The organism is Klebsiella sp. Ech2A (assembly GCF_030078455.1).
Lineage (GTDB): Bacteria > Pseudomonadota > Gammaproteobacteria > Enterobacterales > Enterobacteriaceae > Klebsiella > Klebsiella terrigena.
Genome location: NZ_JAQGFU010000050.1, coordinates 1 through 26,634 on the forward strand (window position 1 = coordinate 1; position 26,634 = coordinate 26,634).

General features: G+C 56.8%; 24 protein-coding genes, 1 tRNA gene and 2 pseudogenes. 18 read left to right on the forward strand and 9 right to left on the reverse strand.

All coding sequences use genetic code 11. The annotated features are described in order from the left end of the window. The 4 genes from hemW to PFH44_RS11785 all read left to right on the forward strand — a co-directional run. On the forward strand, positions 1-605 hold a 605-nt coding region (hemW, locus tag PFH44_RS11770), incomplete at its 5' end, for a radical SAM family heme chaperone HemW (protein WP_283825085.1). A gap of 315 nt (positions 606-920) precedes the next feature. Further along, positions 921-1,967 carry a substrate-binding domain-containing protein gene (locus PFH44_RS11775; protein ID WP_045857055.1) on the forward strand — a complete coding sequence of 349 codons (1,047 nt, stop codon included), beginning with the start codon at positions 921-923 and terminating at the stop codon, positions 1,965-1,967. A gap of 61 nt (positions 1,968-2,028) precedes the next feature. Further along, the gene (locus tag PFH44_RS11780) at positions 2,029-2,841 is read left to right on the forward strand and encodes an ATP-binding cassette domain-containing protein (RefSeq protein ID WP_045857052.1); all 813 of its coding nucleotides are present in this window, start codon (positions 2,029-2,031) and stop codon (positions 2,839-2,841) included. Positions 2,842-2,845: 4 nt separating this feature from the next. Then, entirely contained in the window at positions 2,846-4,093 is a 1,248-nt protein-coding gene (locus PFH44_RS11785; RefSeq protein ID WP_041147210.1) for a sugar ABC transporter permease, read from the forward strand. 60 nt (positions 4,094-4,153) lie between these two features. Here PFH44_RS11785 and PFH44_RS11790 read toward each other — a convergent pair whose 3' ends face one another. From PFH44_RS11790 to trmB, 3 genes are read right to left on the reverse strand one after another with little or no spacing between them, the layout of a single operon-like run. Beyond that, positions 4,154-4,873, reverse strand: coding sequence for a YggN family protein (locus tag PFH44_RS11790; RefSeq protein WP_283825086.1), 720 nt, complete (start codon positions 4,871-4,873; stop codon positions 4,154-4,156). 50 nt (positions 4,874-4,923) lie between these two features. Beyond that, a complete protein-coding gene (locus PFH44_RS11795) occupies positions 4,924-5,250 on the reverse strand; it encodes a YggL family protein (RefSeq protein ID WP_041147212.1) in 327 nt (108 codons plus the stop codon). Beyond that, positions 5,250-5,969 carry a tRNA (guanosine(46)-N7)-methyltransferase TrmB gene (gene trmB, locus PFH44_RS11800; protein WP_041147213.1) on the reverse strand — a complete coding sequence of 240 codons (720 nt, stop codon included), beginning with the start codon at positions 5,967-5,969 and terminating at the stop codon, positions 5,250-5,252. The genes PFH44_RS11795 and trmB overlap by 1 nt, the downstream gene beginning before the upstream one ends. Before the next feature lie 136 nt (positions 5,970-6,105). On the opposite strand from trmB, the gene mutY reads away from it, so the two are divergent. The 4 genes from mutY to PFH44_RS11820 all read left to right on the forward strand — a co-directional run bounded on the left by mutY (position 6,106) and on the right by PFH44_RS11820 (position 10,096). After that, positions 6,106-7,164: an A/G-specific adenine glycosylase gene (mutY, locus tag PFH44_RS11805; RefSeq protein ID WP_283825087.1), complete on the forward strand. Its 1,059-nt coding sequence runs from the start codon at positions 6,106-6,108 to the stop codon at positions 7,162-7,164. Positions 7,165-7,192: 28 nt separating this feature from the next. After that, positions 7,193-7,468 (forward strand): oxidative damage protection protein, encoded by a 276-nt coding sequence (locus tag PFH44_RS11810; RefSeq protein WP_045857046.1) that lies wholly within the window; start codon positions 7,193-7,195, stop codon positions 7,466-7,468. 50 nt (positions 7,469-7,518) lie between these two features. Then, the gene (mltC, locus tag PFH44_RS11815) at positions 7,519-8,601 is read left to right on the forward strand and encodes a membrane-bound lytic murein transglycosylase MltC (protein ID WP_045857044.1); all 1,083 of its coding nucleotides are present in this window, start codon (positions 7,519-7,521) and stop codon (positions 8,599-8,601) included. A 241-nt stretch (positions 8,602-8,842) separates the two neighbouring features. Continuing rightward, the gene (locus PFH44_RS11820; RefSeq protein WP_045857041.1) at positions 8,843-10,096 is read left to right on the forward strand and encodes a nucleoside permease; all 1,254 of its coding nucleotides are present in this window, start codon (positions 8,843-8,845) and stop codon (positions 10,094-10,096) included. A gap of 71 nt (positions 10,097-10,167) precedes the next feature. Here the strand turns inward: PFH44_RS11820 and PFH44_RS11825 are convergent, their stop codons facing one another. Beyond that, complete coding sequence (locus tag PFH44_RS11825) at positions 10,168-12,306, reverse strand: ornithine decarboxylase (RefSeq protein WP_283825088.1); 2,139 nt, start codon at positions 12,304-12,306, stop codon at positions 10,168-10,170. A gap of 431 nt (positions 12,307-12,737) precedes the next feature. Between PFH44_RS11825 and PFH44_RS11830 the strand changes: the two genes are divergently transcribed. Then, positions 12,738-13,451: a DUF554 domain-containing protein gene (locus PFH44_RS11830; RefSeq protein WP_241722768.1), complete on the forward strand. Its 714-nt coding sequence runs from the start codon at positions 12,738-12,740 to the stop codon at positions 13,449-13,451. Between the two features lie 105 nt (positions 13,452-13,556). Beyond that, positions 13,557-13,632 (forward strand) — tRNA-Phe (locus tag PFH44_RS11835). Positions 13,633-13,988: 356 nt separating this feature from the next. On the opposite strand, the gene PFH44_RS11840 is transcribed toward PFH44_RS11835, so the two are convergent. Further along, on the reverse strand, positions 13,989-14,795 hold the full coding sequence (locus PFH44_RS11840; RefSeq protein ID WP_283825089.1) for a carboxymuconolactone decarboxylase family protein: 807 nt from the start codon (positions 14,793-14,795) through the stop codon (positions 13,989-13,991). Between the two features lie 406 nt (positions 14,796-15,201). Between PFH44_RS11840 and PFH44_RS11845 the strand changes: the two genes are divergently transcribed. Both PFH44_RS11845 and PFH44_RS11850 read left to right on the forward strand, forming a co-directional pair. After that, positions 15,202-16,170, forward strand: coding sequence for a helix-turn-helix transcriptional regulator (locus PFH44_RS11845; RefSeq protein WP_045856976.1), 969 nt, complete (start codon positions 15,202-15,204; stop codon positions 16,168-16,170). 108 nt (positions 16,171-16,278) lie between these two features. Continuing rightward, positions 16,279-18,396, forward strand: coding sequence for a TonB-dependent siderophore receptor (locus tag PFH44_RS11850; RefSeq protein WP_283825090.1), 2,118 nt, complete (start codon positions 16,279-16,281; stop codon positions 18,394-18,396). Positions 18,397-18,648: 252 nt separating this feature from the next. On the opposite strand, the pseudogene PFH44_RS11855 reads toward PFH44_RS11850, so the two are convergent. The 4 genes and pseudogenes from PFH44_RS11855 to PFH44_RS11870 form a co-directional block, all read right to left on the reverse strand. Next, positions 18,649-18,834, reverse strand: a pseudogene (locus PFH44_RS11855) (IS256 family transposase); the annotation flags it as partial. Positions 18,835-18,969: 135 nt separating this feature from the next. Then, entirely contained in the window at positions 18,970-19,782 is an 813-nt protein-coding gene (locus PFH44_RS11860; RefSeq protein WP_045856970.1) for a MetQ/NlpA family ABC transporter substrate-binding protein, read from the reverse strand. A gap of 17 nt (positions 19,783-19,799) precedes the next feature. Next, a complete protein-coding gene (locus PFH44_RS11865) occupies positions 19,800-20,468 on the reverse strand; it encodes a methionine ABC transporter permease (RefSeq protein ID WP_045856968.1) in 669 nt (222 codons plus the stop codon). Beyond that, positions 20,461-21,486 carry a methionine ABC transporter ATP-binding protein gene (locus PFH44_RS11870; protein WP_283825091.1) on the reverse strand — a complete coding sequence of 342 codons (1,026 nt, stop codon included), beginning with the start codon at positions 21,484-21,486 and terminating at the stop codon, positions 20,461-20,463. Before PFH44_RS11870 ends, PFH44_RS11865 begins: the two co-directional genes overlap by 8 nt. Before the next feature lie 362 nt (positions 21,487-21,848). Here PFH44_RS11870 and PFH44_RS11875 point away from each other — a divergent pair. From PFH44_RS11875 to PFH44_RS11900, 6 genes and pseudogenes are all read left to right on the forward strand, one after another. Then, positions 21,849-22,037: pseudogene (locus PFH44_RS11875) on the forward strand (Arm DNA-binding domain-containing protein); the annotation flags it as partial. Positions 22,038-22,235: 198 nt separating this feature from the next. Continuing rightward, positions 22,236-23,117 carry a glycine betaine ABC transporter substrate-binding protein gene (locus PFH44_RS11880; protein ID WP_045856961.1) on the forward strand — a complete coding sequence of 294 codons (882 nt, stop codon included), beginning with the start codon at positions 22,236-22,238 and terminating at the stop codon, positions 23,115-23,117. Positions 23,118-23,126: 9 nt separating this feature from the next. Next, a complete protein-coding gene (locus tag PFH44_RS11885; protein ID WP_283825092.1) occupies positions 23,127-24,671 on the forward strand; it encodes an HAL/PAL/TAL family ammonia-lyase in 1,545 nt (514 codons plus the stop codon). Then, complete coding sequence (locus PFH44_RS11890; RefSeq protein WP_045856957.1) at positions 24,671-25,294, forward strand: ABC transporter permease; 624 nt, start codon at positions 24,671-24,673, stop codon at positions 25,292-25,294. Before PFH44_RS11885 ends, PFH44_RS11890 begins: the two co-directional genes overlap by 1 nt. Further along, positions 25,291-25,923: an ABC transporter permease gene (locus tag PFH44_RS11895; protein ID WP_045856955.1), complete on the forward strand. Its 633-nt coding sequence runs from the start codon at positions 25,291-25,293 to the stop codon at positions 25,921-25,923. Before PFH44_RS11890 ends, PFH44_RS11895 begins: the two co-directional genes overlap by 4 nt. Before the next feature lie 12 nt (positions 25,924-25,935). After that, the coding region (locus tag PFH44_RS11900; RefSeq protein ID WP_283825093.1) for an ABC transporter ATP-binding protein at positions 25,936-26,634 on the forward strand (699 nt) is incomplete at its 3' end.

The window sequence follows — 26,634 nt, forward strand, 5'->3', positions numbered from 1 at the left end:
ATCTGCGCCAGGCCATTGAGCTCAACCCGCCGCACCTGTCGTGGTATCAGCTAACGATTGAGCCGAATACCCTGTTCGGCTCCCGTCCGCCGGTGCTGCCGGATGACGATGCGCTGTGGGATATTTTTGAGCAGGGGCATCAGCTGCTGACGGCGGCAGGCTATCAACAGTATGAAACCTCCGCCTACGCCAAACCCGGCTATCAGTGCCAGCACAATCTTAACTACTGGCGCTTTGGCGACTACCTCGGTATCGGCTGCGGGGCGCACGGTAAGGTGACGTTCCCTGACGGACGCATTCTGCGTACGGCAAAAACGCGCCATCCGCGCGGCTACATGGAAGGCCGCTACCTTGAGCGGCAGCACGACGTCGAGGCGGCGGATAAGCCGTTCGAGTTCTTTATGAACCGTTTCCGCCTGCTGGAAGCCGCGCCGCGCGCCGAGTTCACCCGCTATACCGGCCTTGATGAGAGCGTGATTCGCCCGCAAATTGCCGCCGCCATCGCCCAGGGCTACCTGGCTGAGGACGCGCACTGCTGGCAGATAACCGAGCACGGCAAGCTGTTTTTAAACTCGCTGCTGGAGCTGTTCCTGAGCGAAGATTAAGCATCCGGGCGGCCCTTCGCCGCCCGTTTTTTTCCCGCACGATCCCCCTCTTCTCACCCTTGTTTTCCCCTCCGCGCTTCGCTCAAAGCGCCTGCTCCTTTTTTATTCAGATCTTTGCAGCCAATCACAAATACACATCGATATTTTTCCATTTCTTGACTCCTTTTTTGCGCAGTGGTAATCCTGCTTCATCGGTTGAGCAAATGTAAAACCGAAGTATCCTACATGTGAATTATTGGTAACTCTTATTAAAAAAGTCTTTATGACGTCGGCCCATGCCGGCGGGCTCAAGCATATAAAAAAGAGGGTAAGACAATGAATTACCGCAATGTTTTTATCGCACTTGCAACAATATCCGCCGGCGTTACCGCTTCAGCACAGGCAGCGGAATCCGCCACGGTCGCCTTTTTAATGCCCGACCAGGCATCGACGCGCTACGAGCAGCATGATTTTCCGGGCTTCAAGGCGGAGATGAGCAAACTGTGCGCCGACTGCAAGGTCATTTATCAAAACGCCAACGCCAGCGCCACCCTGCAGCAGCAGCAGTTCAACTCGGTGATTGCCCAGGGCGCGAAAATCATCGTTCTCGATCCGGTGGACTCTTCCGCCGCCGCTGCGCTGGTCGCCAACGCCCAGGCGCAGGATGTCAAAGTGATCGCCTACGATCGCCCCATCCCGGCAAAACCGGCAGATTTCTACGTCTCGTTTGATAACGAAGGGATTGGCTATGCCATCTCTAAATCCTTAACCAGCCATCTGAAAGAGAGCGGCGTGCCGCAGGATGCCGGCGTGCTGCAAATCAACGGCTCCCCTACCGACGCGGCGGCGGGGCTGATCCGCGACGGTATTCACCGCGGCCTGAAGGAGTCGGGCTACAAAACCCTGGCAGAATTTGATACGCCGGAATGGGCGCCGCCAAAAGCGCAGGAGTGGGCTGCCGGGCAGATAACCCGCTTTGGCGACAAAATTAAAGGCGTAGTTGCCGCCAACGACGGCACCGGCGGCGGGGCGATTGCCGCCTTCAAAGCCGCTGGCGTACAGCCGGTACCGCCGGTCACCGGCAATGACGCCACCATCGCCGCGCTGCAGCTCATTATTGCCGGCGACCAGTACAACACCATCTCCAAACCGTCTGAGATCGTCGCGGCGGCGGCGGCGAAAGTGGCCGTTGAGTTTATTCAGGGTAAGAAGCCGCAGGCCAGCACCACCCTGTACAACACCCCTTCGCAGCTCTTCACCCCGGCGGTGATCACCGCGAAAAATATTAAAGCGGAAATCTTCGATAAGAAGATCCAGACCTACGCTCAGGTTTGTACCGGCGAATACGCCGCAGCCTGCCAGAAGTTAGGCATCGAAAAGTAATTTTGCCACGCGCCCGTCATCCAACGGCGGGCGTAGTTTCGCAATAGTTGAGGTCTCTTCCATGTCGCAAGAACAAGAGAAAATATCCACGGCCGGGCAGCCGATCCTGAAGCTCAGCAACGTCTCTAAACACTTTGGCGCGGTCTGCGCCCTGGCGGATATCGAGCTGGAGGTCCACGCCGGTGAAGTGGTGGCGCTGGTGGGCGATAACGGCGCGGGAAAATCTACGCTGGTCAAAATCCTCGCCGGCGTGCATCAGCCCACCGACGGCACCATTGAGTTCGACGGCAGGGTCGTCACGCTTGATAGCCCGGGAAAAGCGCTGGAATACGGCATCGCCACGGTTTTTCAGGATTTAGCCCTGTGCGAAAACCTGGACGTGGTGGCCAACCTGTTTTTAGGCCAGGAGATCTCGCCTTTACAGCTGGATGAGGTTGCCATGGAGGTGCGGGCGTGGACGCTGCTGCAGGAGCTGGCGGCCCGAATTCCGTCGGTACGCGAACCCATCGCCTCGCTCTCTGGCGGCCAGCGCCAAACCGTGGCCATTGCCCGCTCCCTGCTGATGAATCCAAAAATCATCATGCTGGATGAGCCGACCGCCGCCCTCGGCGTCGCCCAGACGGCGGAAGTGCTCAACCTGATCGAGCGCGTTCGCGAACGCGGCCTCGGCGTCATTATTATCAGCCATAACATGGAAGACGTGCGCGCGGTTGCCGATCGTATCGTGGTGCTGCGCCTCGGGCGCAATAAAGGGGTCTTCACCCCCGACGCCACCAACCAGGAGCTGGTCGCCGCCATTACCGGCGCAACGGAAAACGCCGTGTCGCGCCGCGTTGAACGTAAATCACAGTTAAGTTCTTCGGGAGTGATTTAATTTTATGAACAGCAAGACAGAATCCCGCCCGGCCCTGGATCGCAGCGATGAGCGCGTTCAGCACAACGATGGTCTGTTCGGCGTGGTGCGTGCGCAAATCAACCGTATCAAGACCGGCGATCTCGGCACCGCCCCGGTGATTGCCGGGCTGATCGTTATCTCCCTGGTGTTTACCTGGCTCAACCCGGTGTTTATTGCGCCGAATAACCTGGTTAACCTGCTTTTTGACTGCGCTACCGTAGGCTTTATCTCGCTGGGGATCGTCTGCGTGCTGATGCTGGGCGAAATCGACCTTTCCGTCGGCTCGATGAGCGGCCTCGCCTCGGCGATTGTCGGCGTCCTGTGGGTCAACGCGGGCTGGCCGGTCGCCGCGGCTATTGGCGTCGCGCTGCTGTGCGGTATCGCCGTCGGCCTGATATACGCCCTGCTCTATAACCGCGTCGGGATGCCGAGCTTCGTGGCGACGCTCGCCGGCCTGCTGGCGCTGCTCGGGATGCAGCTGTACATTCTCGGCCCCAGCGGCAGCATCAACCTGCCCTACGCTTCGCCGCTGGTTCGCTTCGGCCAGCTGATGGTGATGCCGGGCTGGTTCTCTCATACCATGGCGCTTCTGCCCGGCCTGGCTCTGCTGACGTTTGGCCTGAAAACCCGCGTACGCCGCCTGCAGGCTAACCTCTCCGCGGAGTCCGTCAGCTCGCTGCTGCTGCGCGCGGTGCTGCTAACGGTGATTTTTGAGGCCGCCGTTTTCTACCTCAACCTGGGCCGCGGCGTGCCGTGGATTTTCGGTCTGTTTGTCGCGGCGGCGATGGTGCTCAACTATGCGCTGAAGCGGACAAAATGGGGACGCTCGATGTTTGCGGTCGGCGGCAACCGCGAGGCTGCGCGTCGTTCGGGGATTAACGTCAGGGCCATTTACGTCAGCGCCTTTGTGCTCTGCGCGACGCTGGCGACGTTCGGGGGGATTCTGGCGGCTTCACGCCTGGCCTCAGCCAGCCAGCAGGCCGGTACCGGCGACGTTAACCTCAACGCCATCGCCGCGGCGGTGATCGGCGGCACCAGCCTGTTTGGCGGGCGCGGTAGCGCCTGGTCCGCGCTGCTGGGGATCATCGTGATTCAGTCGATTTCGAACGGTCTGACGCTGCTGAATCTGCCCTCATCGCTGCGCTATATCATTACCGGCTGCGTGCTGGCGATTGCGGTGATTATCGACTCGCTGGCCCGCCGCTCGCGCGTATCGCACGGACGTGCCTAATCGGGACGATTAAAGAGAGTATTGCGCGGTCCGGACGTCACGGGCCGCGCAATGAATAGGTTATTTCAGCGAGTTCACCAGCGTCTTGCGGCTCTCTTCAAGGGAAACCACCCGGCTGCAGACGTCTTTGCCAAACTGCTGGAAATCCGCCTCCTGGTTCTTCCACTCTTCCTGAATCGCCGTTTGCAGGCCGCCGAGGCTACCGAGGATCCCCTGTAGCGGATTGCCGCCGCCCTTGAGAACCGCCTTCGCGCCCATTTCGTTAATGCTGTCCTGCAGGATGCCGCCCATCGCCTGATTGACCAGCTGCTGGCCGTCGGCGCGGACCTGATCGATCGCTTTATAGTGGAAGGTCAGCCCGTCGCTGCGGCGTTCAATAATACGGTTCATCTGCGTTTTTAGCTGCGTGTCCAGTTTGGTCAGGCGGCCGTGCATGCTGCTGCTGGTTCCCACCTGTTCGGTGATGATTTTATCCAGCGCCTTGCGGCCTTTTTCAACCCGCGCGCGGGCGCCGTCGTCAATCCACGGCAGGCTGCTGCGCAGGCCGGCCTGATAATCCTGAGCCTGCTCGCGCTGGGCCGCGTTCAGGGAATACTGTTTTCCGTTATAGGTCAGGCTGCCGTCCGGCATAATCACCAGATCGCCGTTCTCCCCTTTCACCTGAACCTTCTGCGGGCTGAGGATTACGTCGTCGCGCGGCGTGACGCTACACTGGTAGTCCGCATGCGCGGTCAAAGCGGTGACGGACAGCGCCACCGCCAGCAGCGTTTTGCGCATCATAAAGCTCCCTTCAGACAAAACGGGTCGGCAATTGCCGACCCTCGTCAAACTTAGTCCCACCAGATGTCAAAAAGTTCGCTGGTGCGCACGTCGGCAAGCTGACGCTCTTCCAGCCACTTGCGGACAATGGCCTGGTGCTCTTCGGTGCATTTACCGATTTCCTGCAGGCAGATCAGACCTTCCCAGGAGAGGTAGCCGCTGCCGTCAAACGCCAGCTTGTTCGGCTCGATCACTTCATTGATCAGGTCGTTCACGGTCTGGTCGATATGCTCTTCGCTGCTCCCGTCCGGGAAACGCCAGGCGACGGAGAAGCCCACTTCCTGAAACTCGTCGATATGCATTTTCTTACGCAGACGACGGCTACGGTTCTTTGCCATTATTTCACCCTCTCGAACATTAAGTCCCATACGCCGTGGCCAAGACGGTGGCCACGCTGTTCAAATTTGGTTACCGGGCGCGATTCCGGGCGCGGTACATAGTCGTTGCTTTCCGACCGGTTGCGGTAGCCGTCGAGCGACGACATCACTTCCAGCATATGCTCGGCATACTGTTCCCAGTCGGTCGCCATATGGAAGACGCCGCCGAGCTTGAGCTTGCTTTTAACCAGTTCGGCGAACGGCGCCTGCACGATGCGGCGTTTATTATGCCGCGCTTTGTGCCACGGGTCCGGGAAAAAGAGCTGCACCATATTAAGGGAGTTATCCGCGATCATGGTGTGCAGCACTTCGACCGCATCGTGACACATCACGCGCAGGTTTTGTACACCCTCTTCCTCAGCGGAAGCAAGGCACGCCCCGACGCCCGGAGAGTGGACTTCAATCCCGAGGAAATTCTGCTCCGGTTTCGCCTTAGCCATCGCCACCAGCGAGGAGCCCATGCCAAAACCGATCTCTAAGGTGACCGGCGCCTCGCGGCCAAACAGCGAAGCTAAATCAAGCGGCGCATCGGTGAACTCAACGCCCATCACCGGCCAGATATTATCCAACGCGTGCTGTTGCCCTTTGGTCAGGCGGCCCTGGCGGCGGACGAAGCTACGAATGCGGCGCAGAGGGCGGCCGTTTTCATCGAACTCCGGAGATATGACGTCGTTTTTCATAAAGGTTAGGTCTGCTTGTGAATGTGTGCGGAAAACGGGCATTATCCAAAGTTACCCGACGGATGCAAGGGTTTACAGCCTCTCGCCCTTGTGCTGCAATCTGCCACCCTGTTATCGCAATTCCGGAGCTGCAGCTTTGACTTTTCTCGCCGCGCAATTTTCAGCCCAGGTGCTGGAGTGGTACGACAAATACGGGCGTAAAACCCTGCCATGGCAAATCGGCAAAACGCCCTACAAAGTATGGCTCTCCGAGGTGATGTTGCAACAAACGCAGGTGGCAACGGTAATCCCTTATTTTGAACGCTTTATGGCGCGTTTCCCAACGGTTATCGATCTGGCCAACGCCCCGCTGGACGAAGTCCTGCATCTGTGGACCGGCCTTGGCTACTACGCCCGGGCGCGTAATTTACATAAGGCGGCGCAGCAGGTGGCCAGCCAGCACGGCGGCGAGTTCCCGCAGACCTTTGACGAAGTAGCCGCCCTGCCCGGAGTCGGACGCTCGACGGCGGGCGCCATTTTATCGCTCTCTCTGGGTAAGCATTTTCCGATCCTCGACGGCAACGTGAAGCGCGTGCTGGCCCGCTGCTATGCGGTCAGCGGCTGGCCGGGAAAAAAAGAGGTCGAGAAGCAGCTTTGGGGGATTAGCGAAGAGGTGACGCCGGCCAAAGGGGTCGAGCGTTTTAACCAGGCGATGATGGATCTGGGGGCGATCGTCTGCACCCGTTCGAAGCCTAAATGCGAGCTGTGCCCGCTGAATAACGGCTGCGAGGCCTACGCCCATAATTCATGGACTCAATATCCCGGCAGAAAACCGAAGCAGACCATTCCGCAACGCAGCGGCTATTTTCTGCTGATGCAGCACGGTGATGAGGTATTTCTCGCCCAGCGCCCGCCGGCAGGTCTGTGGGGCGGATTATTCTGTTTTCCGCAGTTTGAAGATGAAGAGGCGCTGCGCGAGTGGCTGGCACAGCGGCAGATTCAGGCCGATAATCTGACGCAGCTGACCGCGTTTCGCCACACTTTCAGCCATTTCCACCTGGATATTGTGCCGATGTGGCTTACAGTGCACTCATCAGGCGCATGCATGGATGAAGCTGGCGCACTCTGGTATAACTTAGCGCAGCCGCCGTCGGTCGGTCTGGCGGCTCCCGTGGAACGCCTGTTGCAACAGCTTAAGGCCGGGGCGCTGGTATAGCGTTCAGGCGAATTAAAGAGGATTAATCATGAGCAGAACTATTTTTTGTACTTTCCTGCAGCGCGAAGCGGATGGCCAGGATTTCCAGCTCTACCCGGGCGATCTCGGCAAACGCATCTATAACGAGATCTCCAAAGAGGCCTGGGCCCAGTGGCAGCACAAGCAGACCATGCTGATCAACGAGCAGAAGCTCAACATGATGAACGTCGAGCACCGCAAGCTGCTGGAACAGGAGATGATCAAGTTCCTGTTTGAAGGCAAAGATGTGCATATCGAAGGCTATACGCCGCCGGAAAAATCGTAAGCGCCAGACTGCGGTTACGCACAATCCACACAACGCACGTTCCCGGAATGATGAAAAAATATTTAGCGCTAGCGCTCATTGCGCCTTTGCTCGTTTCGTGTTCCACCTCGAATAAACGAGGTGGCGAGTACAACGAGGCCTGGGTTAAAGACACCAACGGCTTCGATATCCTGATGGGTCAGTTCGCCCATAACGTCGAAAATATTTGGGGCTATAACGAGGTTCTGCTTGCCGGGCCTAAGGACTACGTTAAGTACACCGATCAATATCAGACCCGCAGCCACATCAACTTTGATGAGGGGACCATCACCGTTGAAACCATCGCCGGCATCGATCCTGCCGGGCGCCTGCGCCAGGCGATTATCAAAACCCTGCTGATGGGCGACGATCCGAACTCCATCGACCTCTATTCCGATGTCGACGACATTCAGATTTCGAAAGAGCCGTTTCTCTATGGCCAGGTGGTGGATAACACCGGCGCGTCGATTCGCTGGGAGTGGCGTGCCGCGCGCTTTGCCGACTATCTGCTGCAAACTCGCCTTAAGAGCCGCAGCAACGGCCCGCGAATGATCTACAGCATCACCATCAGCCTGGTGCCGAACCACCTCGATAAGCGTGCGCATAAATATATCGGCATGGTACGCCAGTCGGCGCGGAAGTACGGCATTGACGAGTCGCTGATTCTGGCGATTATGCAGACCGAATCCTCCTTCAACCCTTACGCCGTCAGCAACTCCGACGCGCTGGGCCTGATGCAGGTCGTCCAGCACAGCGCCGGGAAAGACGTGTTCCGCTCCCAGGGGAGATCGGGTCTGCCGAGCCGCAGCTTCCTGTTCGATCCGGCCAACAATATCGATACCGGCACCGCATACCTGGCGATGTTGAACAACGTCTATCTCGCCGGCATCGACAACCCCACCTCGCGGCGCTATGCGGTGATCACCGCCTATAACGGCGGCGCGGGGAGCGTACTGCGGGTCTTCTCCAGCGATAAGGTCCAGGCTGCCAATATCATTAACAGCATGACGCCGGGGGACGTCTACACGACGCTCACCACCCGCCACCCCTCAGGGGAATCCCGCCGCTACCTGTATAAAGTCAACACGGCGCAGAAGTCCTACCGCCGCAAATAGGGTCTTTGCCCTCTACCCGGCTCTCGGCACGCGCGAGAGCCGGGATCGTCTCGATCCATTTCACCGCCCGCCATACGAAAACGTTATTTGCATCACAATCTAATCTGCAAATTAATATGGATTGCATTTATTTGCGGAAGGTAACAAAACATGATGGCGCTTGCTGATAGAATTTCATCAAATCGTAGTCCTGAATGTAACCATAACAACAGCTCCCCCGCTTACTCGTGAGGAAAATAACATGAACCTTAAGCTGCAGCTTAAAATATTGTCGTTTCTGCAGTTCTGCCTGTGGGGTAGTTGGCTGACTACGCTAGGCTCCTATATGTTTGTGACGCTTAAGTTTGACGGAGCGTCGATCGGTGCCGTTTACAGCTCGCTGGGGATTGCGGCCGTGTTTATGCCCACGCTGCTGGGCATCGTGGCGGATAAATGGATCAGCGCCAAGTGGGTGTATGCGCTATGCCATCTGGTCGGGGCGGGGACGCTATTTATGGCGGCTCAGGTCACCACGCCGGGGGAGATGTTCCTGGTTATTCTCCTCAACTCGCTGGCCTATATGCCAACCCTGGGGCTGATTAACACCATTTCCTACTATCGTCTGAAATCCGCCGGGATGGATATCGTCGCCGATTTCCCGCCAATCCGTATCTGGGGCACCATCGGTTTTATCATGGCGATGTGGGCCGTCAGCTTCGCCGGCTTCGAGCTAAGCCATATGCAGCTTTATATCGGCGCAACGCTCTCCGTCGTGCTGGCGCTGTTCACCCTGACGCTGCCGCATATCCCGGTCTCTAACCAGCAGAAAAACCAGAGCTGGAGCACCATGCTGGGCCTGGACGCCTTTGCCCTGTTCAAAAACAAACGGATGGCGATTTTCTTTATCTTCTCCATGCTGTTGGGCGCAGAGCTGCAGATCACCAACATGTTCGGTAATACCTTCCTGCACAGCTTCGACAATAACCCGCTGTTCGCGGGCAGCTTTATCGTCGAGCATGCATCGGTCATGATGTCGATTTCCCAGATCTCCGAAACCCTGTTTATTCTGACCATTCCGTTCTTCCTGAGCCGCTACGGCATCAAGAACGTCATGCTGATCAGTATCGTGGCGTGGATGCTGCGCTTCGGCCTGTTCGCCTACGGCGACCCATCGCCGTTCGGCACCGTGCTGCTGGTTCTGTCGATGATTGTCTACGGCTGCGCCTTCGACTTCTTCAACATCTCGGGTTCGGTGTTTGTCGAGAAAGAGGTGAGACCGGAAATTCGCGCCAGCGCCCAGGGGATGTTCCTGATGATGACCAACGGCTTCGGCTGTATTCTTGGCGGCGTGGTGAGCGGGAAAGTGGTGGAGATGTATACCACCGACGGTATTACCAACTGGCAGCCGGTATGGCTGATCTTCGCCGGATACTCGCTGGTTCTGGCCTTCGCCTTCGTCGCACTGTTTAAATACAAGCACGTCAGAGAGCCTGCAGCCGTCCAGCAGAGCGCCTGATAGCAGCCCGGCGGCGCGACGCCTGCCGGGCGACAAAACGCCACGCCCCGCGCTCGCGCCGGGGCGTTTTTTTATGCCTTCAGCACGTTGCCGTACAGCCGCTTAATGCCGTCGGGATCCGTTTCGCTGTAGACGCCCTGTAGCTCCGGCGAGAAGCCGGGCAGCATATTGACGCCCTCCTCCAGCGCGAGGAAGTAGCGCAGCACCGCTCCGCCCCATACTTCGCCCGGCACCACGCACAGCACCCCCGGCGGATACGGCAGCGCCCCCTCCGCCGCCACGCGGCCTTCGGCCTCGCTCAGGCGCACGAGGTCAACGTTACCGCGGATAAACTCGCGGTTCGCGTCCTGCGGATTCATCACGACTCTCGGGAAGCTCCGCTTGCGGAACATCTCTTTTTGCAGGTCCTTAACGTCGAAACTGACGTACAGATCGTGCATCTCCTGACATAGCTCGCGGATAGTGTAATCACGATAGCGTACCGGATACTTGTTAAAGATGGTCGGCAGCACGTCGGCAAGCGGGGTATCGGCTTCGATATGCTGTTCAAACTGCGCCAGCATCGCCACCAGCTGCGCCATTTTTTCAGCGCTCTCGGCCGGGGTCAGCAGGAACAGAATCGAGTTCAGATCGCACTTCTCGGGCACAATGCCGTTCTCGCGCAGGTAGTGCGCCAGAATCGTCGCCGGGATCCCGAAGTCGGTATATTCGCCGCTTTGCGCGTCGATGCCCGGCGTGGTCAGCAGCAGCTTGCAGGGATCAACGAAGTACTGATCGCCCGCATAGCCCTCAAAGCCGTGCCAGCTGGCGCCCGGCTCAAAGCTGAAGAAGCGCCGCTCGCGGGCGATGGCTTCGGTCGGATGATCCTGCCACGGACGCCCGGCCACCGTCGGCGGCACAAAGGGCTGAATCATCTTACAGCTGGCGAGGATCGCCTTACGCGCTTCGATACCCAGCGCCACGCACTCTGCCCATAGCCGGCGGCCGCTTTCGCCTTCATGAATTTTGGCATTCACGTCGAGCGCCGCAAACAGCGGGTAAAACGGGCTGGTTGACGCGTGCAGCATAAAGGCGTTGTTCAACCGCTTGTGCGGGCAGAACCGCGCCTGGCCGCGCAGGTGGTTATCCTTCTTGTGGATCTGCGAGGTTTGCGAGAAACCGGCCTGCTGTTTGTGCACCGACTGGGTGACAAAGATGCCCGGATCTTCCGGCGTCAGATCGAGCAGCAGCGGCGAACAGTCGGCCATCATCGGAATAAACTGCTCGTAGCCGACCCAGGCGGAATCAAACAGGATGTAGTCGCACAGGCTGCCAATTTTATCCACCACCTGACGGGCGTTGTAGACGGTGCCGTCGTAGGTGCCCAGCTGAATCACCGCCAGGCGGAACGGCCGCGGCGCGTCGGCCTTTTCCGGCGCCACTTCACGGATCAGGTTGCGCAGATAGCCTTCATCGAAGCAGTGGTCATCGATGCCGCCGATAAAGCCGAACGGGTTGCGCGAGGCCTCAAGGTAGACCGGCGTGGCCCCGGCCTGAATCAGCGCGCCGTGATGGTTGGATTTGTGGTTGTTACGATCGAACAGCACCAGGTCGCCGCGGGTGAGCAGCGCGTTGCTGACCACCTTATTCGCCGCCGAGGTGCCGTTAAGGACGAAATAGGTTTTGTCGGCGTTAAACACCTTCGCCGCGAACTTCTGCGCGTGCTTGGCGGAGCCTTCGTGGATCAGCAGGTCACCCAGCTTGACGTCGGCATTGCACATATCGGCGCGGAAGACGTTCTCACCAAAGAAGTCAAAGAACTGACGGCCCGCAGGGTGTTTTTTAAAAAACGCGCCGTGCTGATGTCCCGGACAGGCAAAGGTGCTGTTGTCCATCTCGACGTACTGGGTCAGGGTATTAAAGAACGGCGGCAGCAGGTTGTCTTCATAGCGGCAGGCGGCCGCTTCCAGCTCCAGCCACTCCTGCTCTTTACCGGTCATCACCGCCGCGACGCCGTCAGGCTTTACCATTTCGCTGTCGCTTAGCAGATAGACCGGCAGGTTAAACCCGCTACGCTTAAGCAGAGAGAGGATGCCGCTGCGGCTGTCCGCTGCGGTAATGACGACTGCCGCCACATCGGTAAAATCGGTACTGTCCAGCGCTACCACGCGACGGTGGGTGGACAGATGGGGGACCAGCTCGCAGCTGGCGGCAATGTGCATTGATTTCATTAGCGCGAATACCCGTTTCCGGAGAGTAAAAGGCCTCAGACAAGGCGTTCACGCCTTGTCCAACGAAATGTCAGGGTCCGACTGGATTCCAGCTCCGACCGCCCGACATCAGTAAAAGCAGACCGGGTCCGCTTTTACTGTTGTCCTGCAGTGAGCATACGCTGCCTTCACCGCATGAGGGGAAGAGGATCGAGACTAAGAGTAGCAAGATGAGGCGGCTTGCGCATCCGCGCGCGGCGGCAATGCGTTGGTGATGCGGTCATCCCGGCGGCCTCATAGTTGAAGAGAAGAAAATTCGCGCAATAATGTCACCTTTGCCATACCCAGGCAAGATCAATTGCATATGCAGTTACACTACGGATCCACAAGCGTTTACGCCGTGACAGGTTCATAATAATGCACTTATTAGGGATAATTAACGGGAGCACACTGTGGTTACAGGACCTTTTATTAACGCCGGCGCGGTGCTGTTAGGCGGCATTATTGGCGCACTTTTAAGCCAGAGATTGCCGGAGCGCATCCGCACAGCGATGACCTCTATTTTTGGCCTCGCCTCTTTGGGCATCGGTATTTTATTAGTGATTAAATGCGCCAACCTACCGGTGATGGTGCTCGCCACCCTTCTCGGCGCCCTGCTTGGCGAAGTGTGCAATATGGAGAAAGGGACCAACGCTTTGGTCGGCAAGCTCCAGCAGATATTTTCGCCCAAGGGCAAGCGGCGGGTTGCCGCCCATGACTCTTTTGTACAGAGCTACGTCGCGATTATCGTGCTGTTCTGCGCCAGCGGCACCGGAGTCTTCGGCGCGATGCGCGAAGGCATGACCGGCGACGCCAGCATTCTTATTGCCAAAGCGTTCCTCGACTTTTTCACCGCCACCATCTTTGCCTGTTCTCTCGGTATTGCCGTCGCGGCGATAAGCGTCCCGATGCTGGCAATTCAGCTCACCCTGGCGGCCTGCGCGGCGTTAATTATGCCTTTGACGACCCCGATGATGATGGCCGATTTCAGCGCCGTTGGCGGAATGCTGCTGCTGGCGACCGGGTTGCGCATCTGCGGTATCAAGATGTTTGCGGTGGTCAATATGCTGCCGGCGCTGGTGCTGGCCATGCCGCTATCGGCTGCCTGGAGCCTCTTTTTCGCCTGAAGGTGCGTGCTTTTAATGCAATGTGGTGATAGATTGTCCATCCTGCGTTGATTTGATGAAATTTCGTTGACGCAGCGAGGCGAATCGGTTTTAATGCGCCCCGTTGCCCGGATAGCTCAGTCGGTAGAGCAGGGGATTGAAAATCCCCGTGTCCTTGGTTCGATTCCGAGTCCGGGCACCACTATTCAGAGAACCCAGCCTATGGCTGGGTTTTTGCTTTTCTGCAGCCGGACTCTCCATCGAACTGCGTTCGATTATTCGCCGCCAGCGGCTCACCCCTTCGGGGCCGGCGCGGCGAGCGCGCCGTTCAACGCCTTCGGCGTTAGTCCGAGTCCGGGCACCACTATTCAGGGAACCCAGCCTATGGCTGGGTTTTTGCTTTTCTGCGGCCGGACTCTCCATCGAACTACGTTCGATTATTCGCCGCCAGCGGCTCACCCCTTCGGGGCCGGCGCGACGAGCGCGCCGTTCAACGCCTCCGGCGTTGAACGTCACGAAACCCGTTGTGTTTTATCCAGTGACTGGAACATCGCATTTTTAGCGCAGGGGTATTTCCCGTAAACGTCCGAGTCGTGAAAGCTTGTCCGGGTTGCGTACAATAAATATCTGCGCAAGATGACCATCGATATCAAGAGCAAAACTGACTGCCGCTGCGATATGGTTTTGGTCAAAGAGCAAAACGCCTTGCAGGCCGTTGATGCGCGCGGGTCGCCATTCATAGGTTCGCCAAAATACAGACAGTTTACCGCCGATGAACTCAAGAACGTCGATTTTGCCGATAATCGGTGTCGGATTGGCGGAAACTTTGCCACCGCCATCCGCGCTGAGCGTAATATCTTCTGACAGCAGAGCAGAAAGCGGTTTGGCATTCCCGGTCTCCACCGCGGCTTTGAAAGAGGCAAGCAACGCTTCCTGCCGTTCCTCTGGAATAACGCTACGTACCTGCGAGTGGCCAACCTTTTCCCGCGCGCGGGACACCAGTTTACGACAGGCTGCCTCTTCTGCGTCCAGAGTTATGGCAAGATCTGCGTAGGGGAGGTCAAAGATATCATGAAGCAAATACGCCGCCCGTTCGCGGGGCGTGAAATCATCGACATGCCTCCATACTATCACGCTGTCCAGACGAGCATCGGTTTCACCGTCCTCGCGCGCCTCTTTGGTATGCATTTTGACACAGTAGCCGCAGCCGTTGATTTGCGAAGCACACAACAACACGAGATGGTAGATCTTACGTTCCAGACCGTGCGAGTCGATACTGCCATGCACTTTCAGCAGGGCGGAGAAAACATTGGCAATTGTTTGCGAGTGATTTACCGGGGCGGTATTCATTAAAGGTGTCGACATTTCAATTCCTCATTTATGTAGTTAGCACATAAAGATGACGAATGAGAGAGGTGAGCTGTGACCGCCCGGACAATAAAATTTAGAAGTCAGAAGGTCATGTAAAACCACATCCATACATTGATAAGGAACGGCGCGGATTTAATAAAACGACCGTGGCGGTCGCTAACAAAATCATGGCAATAAGCCTCTCTGTGAGCAGGACGAAAGACCGGATACTTCAGTTTAGACTGGCACTGTTTTCAGGGAGGAGATCAAGTCCATAAATGACTCTGAGGCGTCTGTTAAACCCGTGGCGATTCAAAAGAATCGCCGACATAAGTGAGAATAATTATCGTTTCCTCTTGTTCGTTATATCTCTTTGGTCTGATAATACTTCACCATCGTTTCCTGATTTCCTGTGACGAATATGACCAACCACCACGCCGCCACGCCGTCGCCGCAATCATTTTTAGTCGAAGACTTCTTAGATTTTGGCGAACGTTATGGAATCGACTACCGTTTCCCGACGCTTTCGTCGCGCAACAGTTGTGATAAAGATCGGCACACTGTAGTACGAGGGAGCGTTGAAGAGACGTTGCTGCCATCAGGTATTCAACTCACCCATTCCCACGTGCAGGTTATGCAGCCGTATGAATCCACTTCGCTGCGTAGTTCACCGATGTGCTCGCTGATCGTTCTGGAGGGTTGCTTACGTATCCGGCTGGGCAAGCGGTATTTTATCGTGCGTCCAGGGATGGCGCTAACCACCCGACTAGGCGAGCAATGGGTGATGAACGTTAGTCATCAGGCGGATGCGCAATTGAAGACGATGGTGCTGGGATTCTCTCCTGAGACCCTGCAGCTATCGCCAGCAATGGCCGATCTGTTATCCGAATGGGGGCAGATGAAATATCCTTGCTGTCTATGGTCCGTGCCGGAGTATTTACTGGCCGGCATCCATGCGGCCCTGGCGTGCAGCTCCCCGCTCATAACACGCCAGTTGCTGTTGGACGGGGTGGCAATGCAGGTTCTGGGGCATGCAATGATGGCGGAATGCCCGGTATCGCCACTGTTCCCTCCCGGCGAGTGGGGGCGGCTTGAAGGCGTACGTCAGCGACTGGAGCAGCAGCCGCAACAGGAGCATACGCTGTACGAGCTGGCGCGCAATGCGGCAATGAGCCCCAGTAGCCTCAGCGCTAAGTTCCGTCAGGCGTATGGCGACTCAGTGTTCGATTACCTGCGTGACCGTCGGCTGGCGCTGGCGTATCAGCATCTACAACAGGGTTACAGCGTCCAGCAGGCGGCGTGGATGTCCGGCTATCAACACGCCACGAATTTTGCCACTGCTTTTCGCCGCCGCTACGGTATCGCACCAAGCGCGGTACGCAATAGTTAACTCTCTTTTGTTGTTGCTCATACATAACTCATCGCCGCGCATAGCCGGAGAACGGCATGGCGCAGTGATAATGGCGTTTCCTGTGCTTTAAATAATGAGGATTTAATAATGGGAATCGCCTTTACGCTGAAACGCTCTGTTCTTTTGTATGGCCTGGCAGCCACCTTTCCCTCCTGCGGCTTTGCCGAAGATAGTATGACGGTTACCGGCTCTGCGGCGGACTCTTCGGATGCACCAACCAGCGGCTACACGGTTACCAGCAGTAAAGGAGCGACCAAAACAGACAAACCGTTGATCACCACCGGGCAGTCGATTTCAGTCATTACCCGTCAGCAGATGGAAGATCAAGGCGCTTTAACGGTCAATGAAGCGCTGAACTACACCGCCGGAGCTTTCACCAACTTTGCCGGTGCGGCAACGCGCTATGACACAGTATCTCTGCGAGGATTCCACGGTAGCGACGTCGACAACGTATTCCTCGATGGCCTACGGCTGATGAGCGATGCAGGTAGTTATAACGTATTACAAGTCGACCCCTGGTTCCTCGAACGTATCGACGTGATTAAAGGGCCCTCCTCCGCACTGTATGGCCAGACCGTACCGGGAGGTCTGGTGATGGAAACCTCAAAGAATCCGCTGTTCACGGAGCAGGGCCATATCCGCCTGATGGGCGGCAGCAATAACACGAAAGGGGCTGCTTTTGATTACACCAACGCGATTAACGATCAGCTGGCGTTTCGCCTGACTGGCCTGACGCGTTCCAGCGATACGCAGTACCAGCACACGCGTGAAGAAAAATACGCGATTTCGCCGTCGCTGCTCTGGCAGCCCGACGCAGACACCTCGTTACTGCTGCGAGCCTATCTGGCAAAAGATCCATCCGGGGGCTACCACAGCGCGGTACCGGGCGAAGGCAGCATTACCGAACATAACGGCTATAAACTGAGCAATGGTTTCTATGATGGCGACAGTAAGCTCGATCAGTTCAAACGCCGTCAGCAGATCTACAGCCTGGCGTTTTCGCATAGTTTTAACGAAACCTGGGCATTCCGCACTAATGCCAGCTATTCCCACTCTAATGTCGATCTCGATCAGGTGTATCAGATAGGCTGGGATTCCAGCAATTCGGACTTGTTAAATCGCTACTACTCCGGCTCGCGATCGTCTCTGAACGCCTGGGCGATCGATAACCAACTGGAGGCGGACTTCAACACTGGCGAGCTTCAACATAAAGTCGTGCTCGGCACAGAATACCATCAGTATAAAAACAACCTCAGAGACGCAAGCGGCTACGCCAATCAGTTGAACGCCCGTACCGGTGAAGCGGTGGGCCCCCGCTATAATTATGACTTCTATGGCAGTCAGCGGCGCTACTCTCAAACGGGGGTATACCTGCAGGATGAAATGGAGTGGAACCGCTGGCATCTGGATCTTTCAGGTCGCTATGATCGCATTGTGTCACAGACCGATACCTACGCCACCGGCGTAAAACACCGCCGTCAGGACGACCATGTCGGTGGCCGCGCCTCATTGCTTTACGCGTTCGATCACGGTATTTCACCCTACGTCAGCTATAGCCAGGCTATTACACCACAGTCGCTGTCCGGGCAGGACGGCAGTATCCTGAAACCCACCACCGCAGAGCAGTATGAAGTCGGGGTGAAATACCAGCCGGTTGGCACTAAGGATCTCTACAGCATTGCGATGTATGATCTGACCCAGAAAGACGTGGGGAATCGCATCGTACGTGAGGCTTACTACGAGCCGGTAGGGAAAGTGCATTCGCAAGGGATTGAGCTGGAAGCGCATAACCAGCTGACGTCGAATTTGAGCATCATCGCCAGTTATACCTTAAGCCGGGTGCGCTTTAAGGACGCGGTTGACGGCAACGATGGACACACACCATACCTGTCCCCCAATTCCATGGCTTCAGCCTGGGGTTACTACCAGTTTGACTACGGTTTGTCCGCCGGCGCTGGCGTGCGCTACATCGGTAAGCAGTGGGCTGATAACGAAAACAGTACCCGTTTAGCGTCTGTCACGCTGATGGATGCTTCCGTACGCGCGGATCTCGGAGCCTGGAACAGCAGCCTGAAAGGAGCCTGGCTACAGGTGAACGCTAATAACTTGACCGATCGTAAATATGTGGCCGCCTGCTACGGTACCGGCTATTGCTACTGGGGAGCGGAACGCGCCATCCTTGCCACCGTGGGTTACGATTTCTGATCTTTAGCGCCTTGAGCCCTTCGATGACCAGGGTATCCATACCTGTAGCTGGAAGGGTCGTTAAGCAGCAAACTGTAACGGTGTGACTACTCCTCGCCGTTTATGGCGGGAAGCAGCCGCTGTTCAGATATCTTCACAACAAAGGGGGGCAAGAGTCCGATCCCCATGCCTTCCGGCGCTGCGGCCCGGAAGGGATGGTGTTTACCAGCGGGGAGTACATGCAGATGACCGCCGCTCAGAACGTGGCGATGAGTTACGGGCGTTAGCCCCCCGATGTGGGCTGATATTTATCGTAGCCCGGAGGTGGCACATTTCGGCGTTGAGAGCCGCCTCAACGCCGATTTTCTTCATGAGGAGATCGAACTGGCTGAGATCTACAGGGATTTTGAGATTTTTGGCCAGTTCGTTAGCCAGAGCCTGCAACTGTTTTTTGTCCATAACACAACCTGTTTTTGATGGTGGATTGAACCTATCAAAATCAGGCAATGACACAATCTTATGTACAGGCTCGCAGGGCCGGCTTTTCCACGCTATTTCAGTTCCCCCAGTCCGGAACCTCAAACGGTAAAAAACTCAGTTACTGACAGGGATCACCGCGCCTTTATACTTAGTGCGGATCCAATCCTGAATCTCTTTCGAGTGCAGCACGGTCACCAGCGCTTTAATATCCGGCTTATTCTCATCACCGCGATGCACGGTAATAATATTAGCATACGGGTTATTCTCACCGCTCTCTACCGCGATAGGATCTTTAACTGGGTTCAGGCCCGCATCAATCGCATAGTTGGCGTTAATCACTACCGCATCGCCTTCATCATTGTTATACATCTGCGGCAGCAACGCGCCCTCAACGTTAGGCAGGAACTTCAGGTGCTTCGGGTTTTCAACGATGTCGGTAATGCGCGCATCGATCTTGCTCACGCCTGGCTTCAGCTTAATCACGCCCTCTTTCTCAAAGATAGACAGAATACGCCCCTCTTCCGCCACCGCATCACGCATAATCACTTTGCCGTTCTCCGGCAAGTCTTTCAGTGACTTAAACTTCCTGGAATAGATACCGATTGGCTCGATATGAATTGCGCCCGCGCTGACAAAATCATAGGTCTTATCGCCCGCGTGATCTTTCAGTACGCTGTTCAGATACGGAACATGCTGGAAATAGTTAGCATCTATATCACGGCTCGCCAGCGCAGTGTTCGGCAGGATGTAATCCTGGAACGGTTTGATCTCCAGATCGATACCCTGCTTCGCCAAAATTGGCTTCGCCTGCTCCAGAATTTCAGCATGCGGTACGTTGGATGCGCCAACGGTCAACGTGTCCGCCCATGCGCTCAGGCTCATAGCACCCAGGGTTGCTGCAGCCAGCAGCGTCAGTGTTTTTTTCATTTGGATTTTCCTAAAAGTTAACGTTTATCGAGCCATGTGGTCAGAACATCACCTAAAAACTGGATGACAAAAACAATCACCAGAATCATTACCGTCGCTACCAGAGTTACATCGCCGTGGTTACGTTGAAAACCCTCAAGATATGCCAGATTACCCAGGCCACCTGCGCCAATGACGCCTGCCATCGCGCTGTAGCTCACCAGCGCAATCAGCGTCACGGTAATACCGGAAACCAGGGCAGGCGAAGACTCCGGCAACAGCACGCGGAAAATCAGCGTACTCAACCGCGCGCCCATTGAGCGCGACGCTTCAATCACGCCTTTATCCACTTCGCGCAGGCCAATCTCCACCAGACGGGCATAGAACGGTGCCGCGCCTACAATCAGCGCGGGCAGCGCTGCGTTTGCGCCGAGGATGGTGCCAATCAGCGTTTTGGTAAACGGGATCAGCAAAACAATCAAAATAATGAAAGGAATGGAGCGGAACACATTTACCAGAATGGAAATCACGCCGTAGATGGCGCGGTTCTGGAACAGGCCACCGCGCGCAGTCAGAAACAGCGCCAGTCCAAACAGGATGCCAAGCACAAAGGTCGCCAACCCGGAAAGTGCAGTCATATACAGCGTTTCACCGGTGGCTGCCCACAGTTGGTCAACTTTCAAATGCGGGAACAGAGACTCAAACATGCTTTACCACCTCGGTTGAAATTTCATGGGCGTGCAGATCGGCCAGAATGCTTTCCAGCTGCGTGCCAGAGGCAGGAACCTGCAGCCACAGCTCACCAAAGGTGCCGTTGGCAGTTTGCATCATCTTTCCGTGCAAAATATTAAATGGCAGGGCGTACTTCAGTATCAACTCACCGACGATCGGCTGCTGAGTGTTCTGCCCAACGAAGGTCAGTTTCAGCACAGATCCCGCCCCGGCATCCACCAGGTCGGCATTAAAAGGCGTATCGGCGCTGCTGTATACGGCGGTCTGTTTCACGAACTGGCGGGTGATTGGCTGCTGCGGGTGGGTAAAGACCGACAATACCTCGCCCTCTTCCACAATGCGGCCCGCTTCCATCACCGCCACGCGATGACAGATTTTGCGTACCACATGCATCTCGTGAGTGATCAGCACAATGGTCAGCTTCAACTTGCGGTTGATATCCAGCAGCAGATCGAGGATCGCATCGGTAGTCTGAGGGTCAAGCGCCGAGGTAGCCTCATCACACAGCAGCACATCCGGGCTGTTGGCCAGCGCACGGGCAATCCCCACTCGCTGCTTCTGACCGCCGCTCAACTGGGAGGGATAAGCACGTTCTTTACCGCTCAGGCCGACCAGCTCAATTAGCTCCTGCACCCGGCGCTGGATCATCGCCTTTGGTGCCCCGGCAATTTGCAACGAGAAGGCGATGTTTTCACTGACGGTACGCGACCAAAGCAAATTAAAATGCTGGAACACCATGCTGATTTTCAGCCGTGCCCGGCGCAGCGCTTCGCCGCTGGCCTGAGCAATATCCTGGCCGCTAATCATCACACAGCCGGAAGTGGGTTTTTCCAGGCCGTTCAACAAGCGGATTAGGGTACTTTTCCCCGCACCGCTGTAGCCGATAATCCCGTAAATCTGGCCCTGTTCAACCTGCATACTGACGTTGTCAACGGCGGTAACCTGACCGGAACGGACATTGAATATTTTAGAAACGTTGCGTAAAACTATCATCCATCTCCAGCCTGTTTTCTGCCGTCACATCAGGCAAATATATTGATTAATTAAATTGATTATTATATGTGGATTATTGATAGAACTAATTCCCAAATGATATTAAGCAGGAAGGAAACTATTGGAAATGACTGAAATGATATGAATTATATCTATAAAGAATATAAACGCAGCTGTTGAACCTCTGACGTTCTGAAAACAGGGGATTTTGGGACAGGGCTGCAACGAAATGATTGCACCACTGGACAGTGGCGCTGAATGTGGTATCAGACCAGCATTTGCACTTCTATGAATTCCTATTTTTTTGATTCAACAGGCCGGCGTAAAAAGTCTCTCCGATCGACAGCTAAAATGCCCCTCGCATGTTAACTGACAGCAAGATCCGCTCAGTAAAACCTCTCGTAAAATTATCCCAACTCACCGACTCGCAAGGCCTGTACTTCACGGTATTGACCAGCGGCACGAAGCGATGGTATTTCCGCTATCGCCTCGGTGGTAAAGAAAGCCGTCTGGCCTTTGACTCCTATCCTCAAACCATGCTGGCGAAAGCCCACGCCGATACAATTCTCATCTGCCTGAAACTCCTGTCTGGACTGTTTATTTAGCGGGGCGAGAATCAACAGAGCTTGCTTTGCCATTTTCGTTATAAGAAAGAATGAATTTCTATTTCATCCCTCATCCTTATGCTGCTAGCTTCGCTGGTTTGTATATACAAGTAAATTCATGCTTTTTTTTCGGAGATACCGGGGATGAACATAAAAAACAAACTGGCAGCATCCTGGCTGGCGCTGGGACTGATTACCGTGCAGGCGCAGGCAGCAGATTTCGTTGTTGGCAGTAAAAACTTTACCGAACAATATATCCTGGCGGAAATTTATGCCCGGGCGCTGGAGCAGTCGGGCCTCTCCGTTGAGCGTAAAACAAACCTGGGCGGAACCTTAATCGCCCACGCTGCTCTGCTGAAAGGCGAAATTGATATGTATCCGGAATATACCGGTACGGCGCTCAGCGCGGTGGTGAAAGGCACGCCCTCCTCCGACGCCGCACAGGTATTTAAACAGGTCAGCGACGCCTACCAGCAGCAATACCATCTTACCTGGCTACAGCCTGCCCGCGTGAACAACGGCTACGCGCTGCTGGTTAGCAAACAGACGGCAGAAAAATACCACCTGAAAACGCTCTCCGATCTCGCTAAAGCCGCTCCGCAACTGACTATTGGGGCAGGCGCGGAGTTTGGCGATCGCCAGGACGGTCTGAAAGGGCTGGAGCAAACCTATGGTATTAAATTTAAAGCCTTCCGCCAGTTTGCCAAAGTCGGCCTGCGTTACGACGCCCTTGCTGCCGGACAAATCGACGTAGCAAACGGCTTTGCCACCGACTGGCAAATCGCTGAAAACCAGTACGTTGCGCTTGACGATGACAAACACCTCTTCCCTCCTTACGAAGTTGCGCCAGTTGTGCGCGACGCGGCGCTGCAGGCGCATCCCCAGGTTCGCGACATTTTAAATAACGTCAGCCAGCTGCTTGATAACGCCACCATGCAAAAACTGAATGCGGAAGTGGAAAAGAATAAAGAAGAACCGCGCGACGTGGCGGAAGACTTTTTGCGCAAAAAGGGCGTAATCAAATAGGGTACGATCGTGACAACGACACTTATGCTGGGTGATGCACCACTCACGCTTGAAGACGTGCGGGCGGTCGCCGACTGCGGCCAGACTGTCGCGCTAGGAACGCAGGCGCAGCAGGCCATTAGCGCATCTTTTGATTTTCTGATGCACAGCATCAGCGCCGGAAAGCGTATCTATGGCGTCACCACCGGACTCGGCGCAAATGTCGATACCACGCTACTGCACGCGCAGGATGGCCGCCACGATGAGGATCTGCTACAGGCAATTCAGCGGCGAATCCCGCTGGCGCGGGCGGTCGGCGTAGGGCAGCAGGCAACGCCTGCGCAGGTCCGCGCGATAATGCTGGCGCGTCTTGCGGGCCTGGCACAGGGCGCATCGGGCATTTCTTTGCCCGTGGTGCAGACGTTGCTGGCCTTTCTCAACGAAGGCATTCATCCCCGCGTTCCGCTTATCGGTTCGATCGGCGAAGCGGATCTCGCGCCGCTGGCGCATATCGGCCGCGCGCTCGTTGCCGATGGCGAGGCCGAATATCGGGGCTCGGTGGCACCGGTCTCCACGTTGATGCACCAGACTGGAGTGGCGCCTGCACCGCTGCGCGGAAAAGACGGGCTGGCGCTGGTCTCATCCAATGCCGCAAGCGTCGGCCTCGGTGCGCTGCTTCTGCTGGATATAGCCCGGTTAATAAACGCTCACGCGGGTGCCATAGCGCTCTCGTTTGAAGCGTTTCGCGCCAATGTCACGCCGCTAACGCCCTGGGCGGCGCGAATGCGCCCCGCGCCGCAGCAGGCAGAAACCGCCGCCTGGCTGCTGTCGCTGCTGGACGGCAGCCCGCTGCTCCAGCCCGACGGCGCACGCGCCTTGCAGGACCCGCTCAGCTTCCGCTGCGTCGCACCGGTGCTGGCCTGCGTGCGCCACGCCTGGCTTAATGCGCGCGCGGCGGTCGAACTGGAGCTCAACAGCGCCGACGACAACCCCGGCCTGCTGGCAGAGCCGGAACTGGTGCTGGCAAATGCCAATTTTGACGTCACGCATCTGGCGCTGGCGCTGGAAAGCCTCGGGCTGGCCCTCGCCCGCCATGCCGCGTGCAGCGGTGAACGCATCATGAAACTGATGTCGCCCGCCGCCAGCGGCCTGCCGCGTTTTCTCACCCGCCACACCGGGCAGACAGGTTTCGCCACGCTGCAAAAAACGGTTTCCGCACTGGTCAGCGACATCGCACACCATGCCCAGCCGCTCTCCCCACTGACAATACCGGTGGCCGATCGGGTTGAAGATTATGCCTCGCAGGCAATGGGCATCGTAGCCAAAACCACGCGACTGCTGGAAAGCCTGCGCTATCTGGTAGCAATTGAACTGTTGGTGGCCGCGCAGGCGCTGGATCTTCAGGAGGCCCCTCAGCCCGGGCGCTATGCGGCGGCGCTACATGACAACATTCGCGCCCGGGTGGCGCCGCTGGATGAAGACCGCGCCAGCGCTGGCGATATTTCCGTTCTGGCCGACGCGATAATGCAGCCGGAATGGCTTGCAGGCCAGGCCGTATTGCTGGAGACCTCCTGATGCGCTGGGCGACACGACACTACGACGACATTCTACTGGCGCTCTGGCAGCACCTGGTACTGGTCGGCGCCGCGATGCTGATGGCGTTCGTTATTTCGCTGTTTCTCGGCATTACCACCGCCCGCCGCCCGCGGCTGTACGCGCTGGTGATGACGGTAACCGGCATGATTTTTTCCATTCCGGGGCTGGCGCTATTCGCCCTGCTCATTCCGTGGCTCGGTATCGGCATGCTGCCGGCTATCGTCGGATTGACGGCCTATGCGCTGATGATCCTCACCCGCAATATTGCTGCCGGTTTTCACGCTGTTCCGCTGGACGTCCGCGAAGCGGCGCGCGGAATGGGGTACGGCACCTGGCGCAATCTGCGCGAAGTGGAGCTGCCGCTGGCGCTACCGTTCATCATCACCGGCCTGCGCATTGCCACCACCACGCTTATCGGCATCGCTACGGTCGCGGCATATATCAACGCCGGTGGACTTGGCTCGATTATTCTCGCCGGGCTGGATCAGCGCTATCCGGAGAAAATATTTATCGGCGGCGGCTTAACGTCACTGCTGGCGATCGGCGCGGATCTGTTTTTTGTCCGGCTCCAGCGGCGTATTTCACAAGGGAGAAGCCAATGATAACGCAGGCATGGCAATGGGTGCTGGATAACCAGCCGCTGTTCTGGCAGGCGGTGGGGCAGCATCTGACTATGTGTGGGCTTGCGCTCAGCATCGCCCTGATTATTGCGATCCCGACAGGTGTGCTGATCGCAAACCTCCCTCGCCTCGCCTTTATCATCACCAGCGGCACCAGCACGCTGCGGACGATCCCAAGCCTTGCGATCCTTGCGGCAGTTATGCCGTTTCTCGGCATTGGCCTGCTGCCCTCGGTCGTCGCGCTGGTGGTGCTGGCCGTGCCGCCGATTTTGCTCAACACGTGCACCAGCATTCAGTCCGTTAACCCGGATACGCTCTCAGCGGCGCGCGGCATGGGGCTCACGTCCTGGCAGGTAACAGGCAGAATCGTGCTGCCTTTGGCGGCCCCCGGTATCCTCGCCGGCTGCCGTACCGCCGCCGTACAGGTGGTCGGCGGAGCGGCATTGGCGTCATTTATCGGCGGCGGCGGTCTGGGTGATTTTGTCACCACCGGCATTGCCATCATGGACATGTCGCGCCTGTTAGTCGGTGCGGTGCCAATTATTCTGCTCGCTGTGGGTATCGAAGCGCTTTTCGCCCTGCTGGAGCGTCTGTTTTATCGGCCTATTTAAAGGGCTAATCTAATGATTAAACTGGAAAATATTAGCAAAATTTATCCCGGATCGCCGCGTAAAGCGCTTGACGATCTCTCCATGACGTTTGAAGAGGGAACCACCACGGCCCTGATTGGCCCTTCCGGCTGCGGCAAAACCACCACCATGCGCTTAATTAACCGCCTGGAACAGCCCACCTCCGGGCGTGTCTGGGTAAACGGGCGCGATGTCGCAGCGGAAGATCCGGTGATGCTGCGTCGGCATATCGGCTACGTCATTCAGAACGTCGGGCTGTTTCCGCATATGACCGTCGCGGACAACATCGCCACGGTGCCGCGCCTGCTGGGCTGGAGCACCGCGCGCATTCAGGCACGGGTAGAAACCTTGCTTGAGCTGGTAGGACTGGATGCCCGGCACTACGCCAGCCGCTTTCCTGCGGCGCTTTCCGGCGGTCAGCGACAGCGGGTAGGCGTTGCCCGCGCGCTGGCAGCCGATCCGCCCGTCATGCTGATGGATGAACCATTCGGCGCCATCGATCCCCTGGTTCGTGGGCGGTTACAGACCGAGTTTAAGCAGATTCTGCAGCGCGTGAAAAAGACGGTGATTATCGTCACTCACGATCTTGATGAGGCCATCAAAATGGGCGATCGCATCGCCATTATGCGCGAAGGGCGATTGTGCCAGTACGCCTCGCCCGCCGAAGTGCTCTCAGCGCCGGCAGATGAGTTC

Excerpts from the sequence above, each read along its gene's own strand:
- PFH44_RS11775 (WP_045857055.1), top strand. The coding sequence starts at position 921 with ATGAATTACCGCAATGTTTTTATCGCACTTGCAACAATATCCGCCGGC.
- PFH44_RS11780 (WP_045857052.1), top strand. The coding sequence starts at position 2,029 with ATGTCGCAAGAACAAGAGAAAATATCCACGGCCGGGCAGCCGATCCTG.
- PFH44_RS11785 (WP_041147210.1), top strand. The coding sequence starts at position 2,846 with ATGAACAGCAAGACAGAATCCCGCCCGGCCCTGGATCGCAGCGATGAG.
- PFH44_RS11790 (WP_283825086.1), bottom strand. The coding sequence starts at position 4,873 with ATGATGCGCAAAACGCTGCTGGCGGTGGCGCTGTCCGTCACCGCTTTG.
- PFH44_RS11795 (WP_041147212.1), bottom strand. The coding sequence starts at position 5,250 with ATGGCAAAGAACCGTAGCCGTCGTCTGCGTAAGAAAATGCATATCGAC.
- trmB (WP_041147213.1), bottom strand. The coding sequence starts at position 5,969 with ATGAAAAACGACGTCATATCTCCGGAGTTCGATGAAAACGGCCGCCCT.
- PFH44_RS11810 (WP_045857046.1), top strand. The coding sequence starts at position 7,193 with ATGAGCAGAACTATTTTTTGTACTTTCCTGCAGCGCGAAGCGGATGGC.
- mltC (WP_045857044.1), top strand. The coding sequence starts at position 7,519 with ATGAAAAAATATTTAGCGCTAGCGCTCATTGCGCCTTTGCTCGTTTCG.
- PFH44_RS11820 (WP_045857041.1), top strand. The coding sequence starts at position 8,843 with ATGAACCTTAAGCTGCAGCTTAAAATATTGTCGTTTCTGCAGTTCTGC.
- PFH44_RS11825 (WP_283825088.1), bottom strand. The coding sequence starts at position 12,306 with ATGAAATCAATGCACATTGCCGCCAGCTGCGAGCTGGTCCCCCATCTG.
- PFH44_RS11840 (WP_283825089.1), bottom strand. The coding sequence starts at position 14,795 with ATGTCGACACCTTTAATGAATACCGCCCCGGTAAATCACTCGCAAACA.
- PFH44_RS11845 (WP_045856976.1), top strand. The coding sequence starts at position 15,202 with ATGACCAACCACCACGCCGCCACGCCGTCGCCGCAATCATTTTTAGTC.
- PFH44_RS11850 (WP_283825090.1), top strand. The coding sequence starts at position 16,279 with ATGGGAATCGCCTTTACGCTGAAACGCTCTGTTCTTTTGTATGGCCTG.
- PFH44_RS11860 (WP_045856970.1), bottom strand. The coding sequence starts at position 19,782 with ATGAAAAAAACACTGACGCTGCTGGCTGCAGCAACCCTGGGTGCTATG.
- PFH44_RS11865 (WP_045856968.1), bottom strand. The coding sequence starts at position 20,468 with ATGTTTGAGTCTCTGTTCCCGCATTTGAAAGTTGACCAACTGTGGGCA.
- PFH44_RS11870 (WP_283825091.1), bottom strand. The coding sequence starts at position 21,486 with ATGATAGTTTTACGCAACGTTTCTAAAATATTCAATGTCCGTTCCGGT.
- PFH44_RS11880 (WP_045856961.1), top strand. The coding sequence starts at position 22,236 with ATGAACATAAAAAACAAACTGGCAGCATCCTGGCTGGCGCTGGGACTG.
- PFH44_RS11890 (WP_045856957.1), top strand. The coding sequence starts at position 24,671 with ATGCGCTGGGCGACACGACACTACGACGACATTCTACTGGCGCTCTGG.
- PFH44_RS11895 (WP_045856955.1), top strand. The coding sequence starts at position 25,291 with ATGATAACGCAGGCATGGCAATGGGTGCTGGATAACCAGCCGCTGTTC.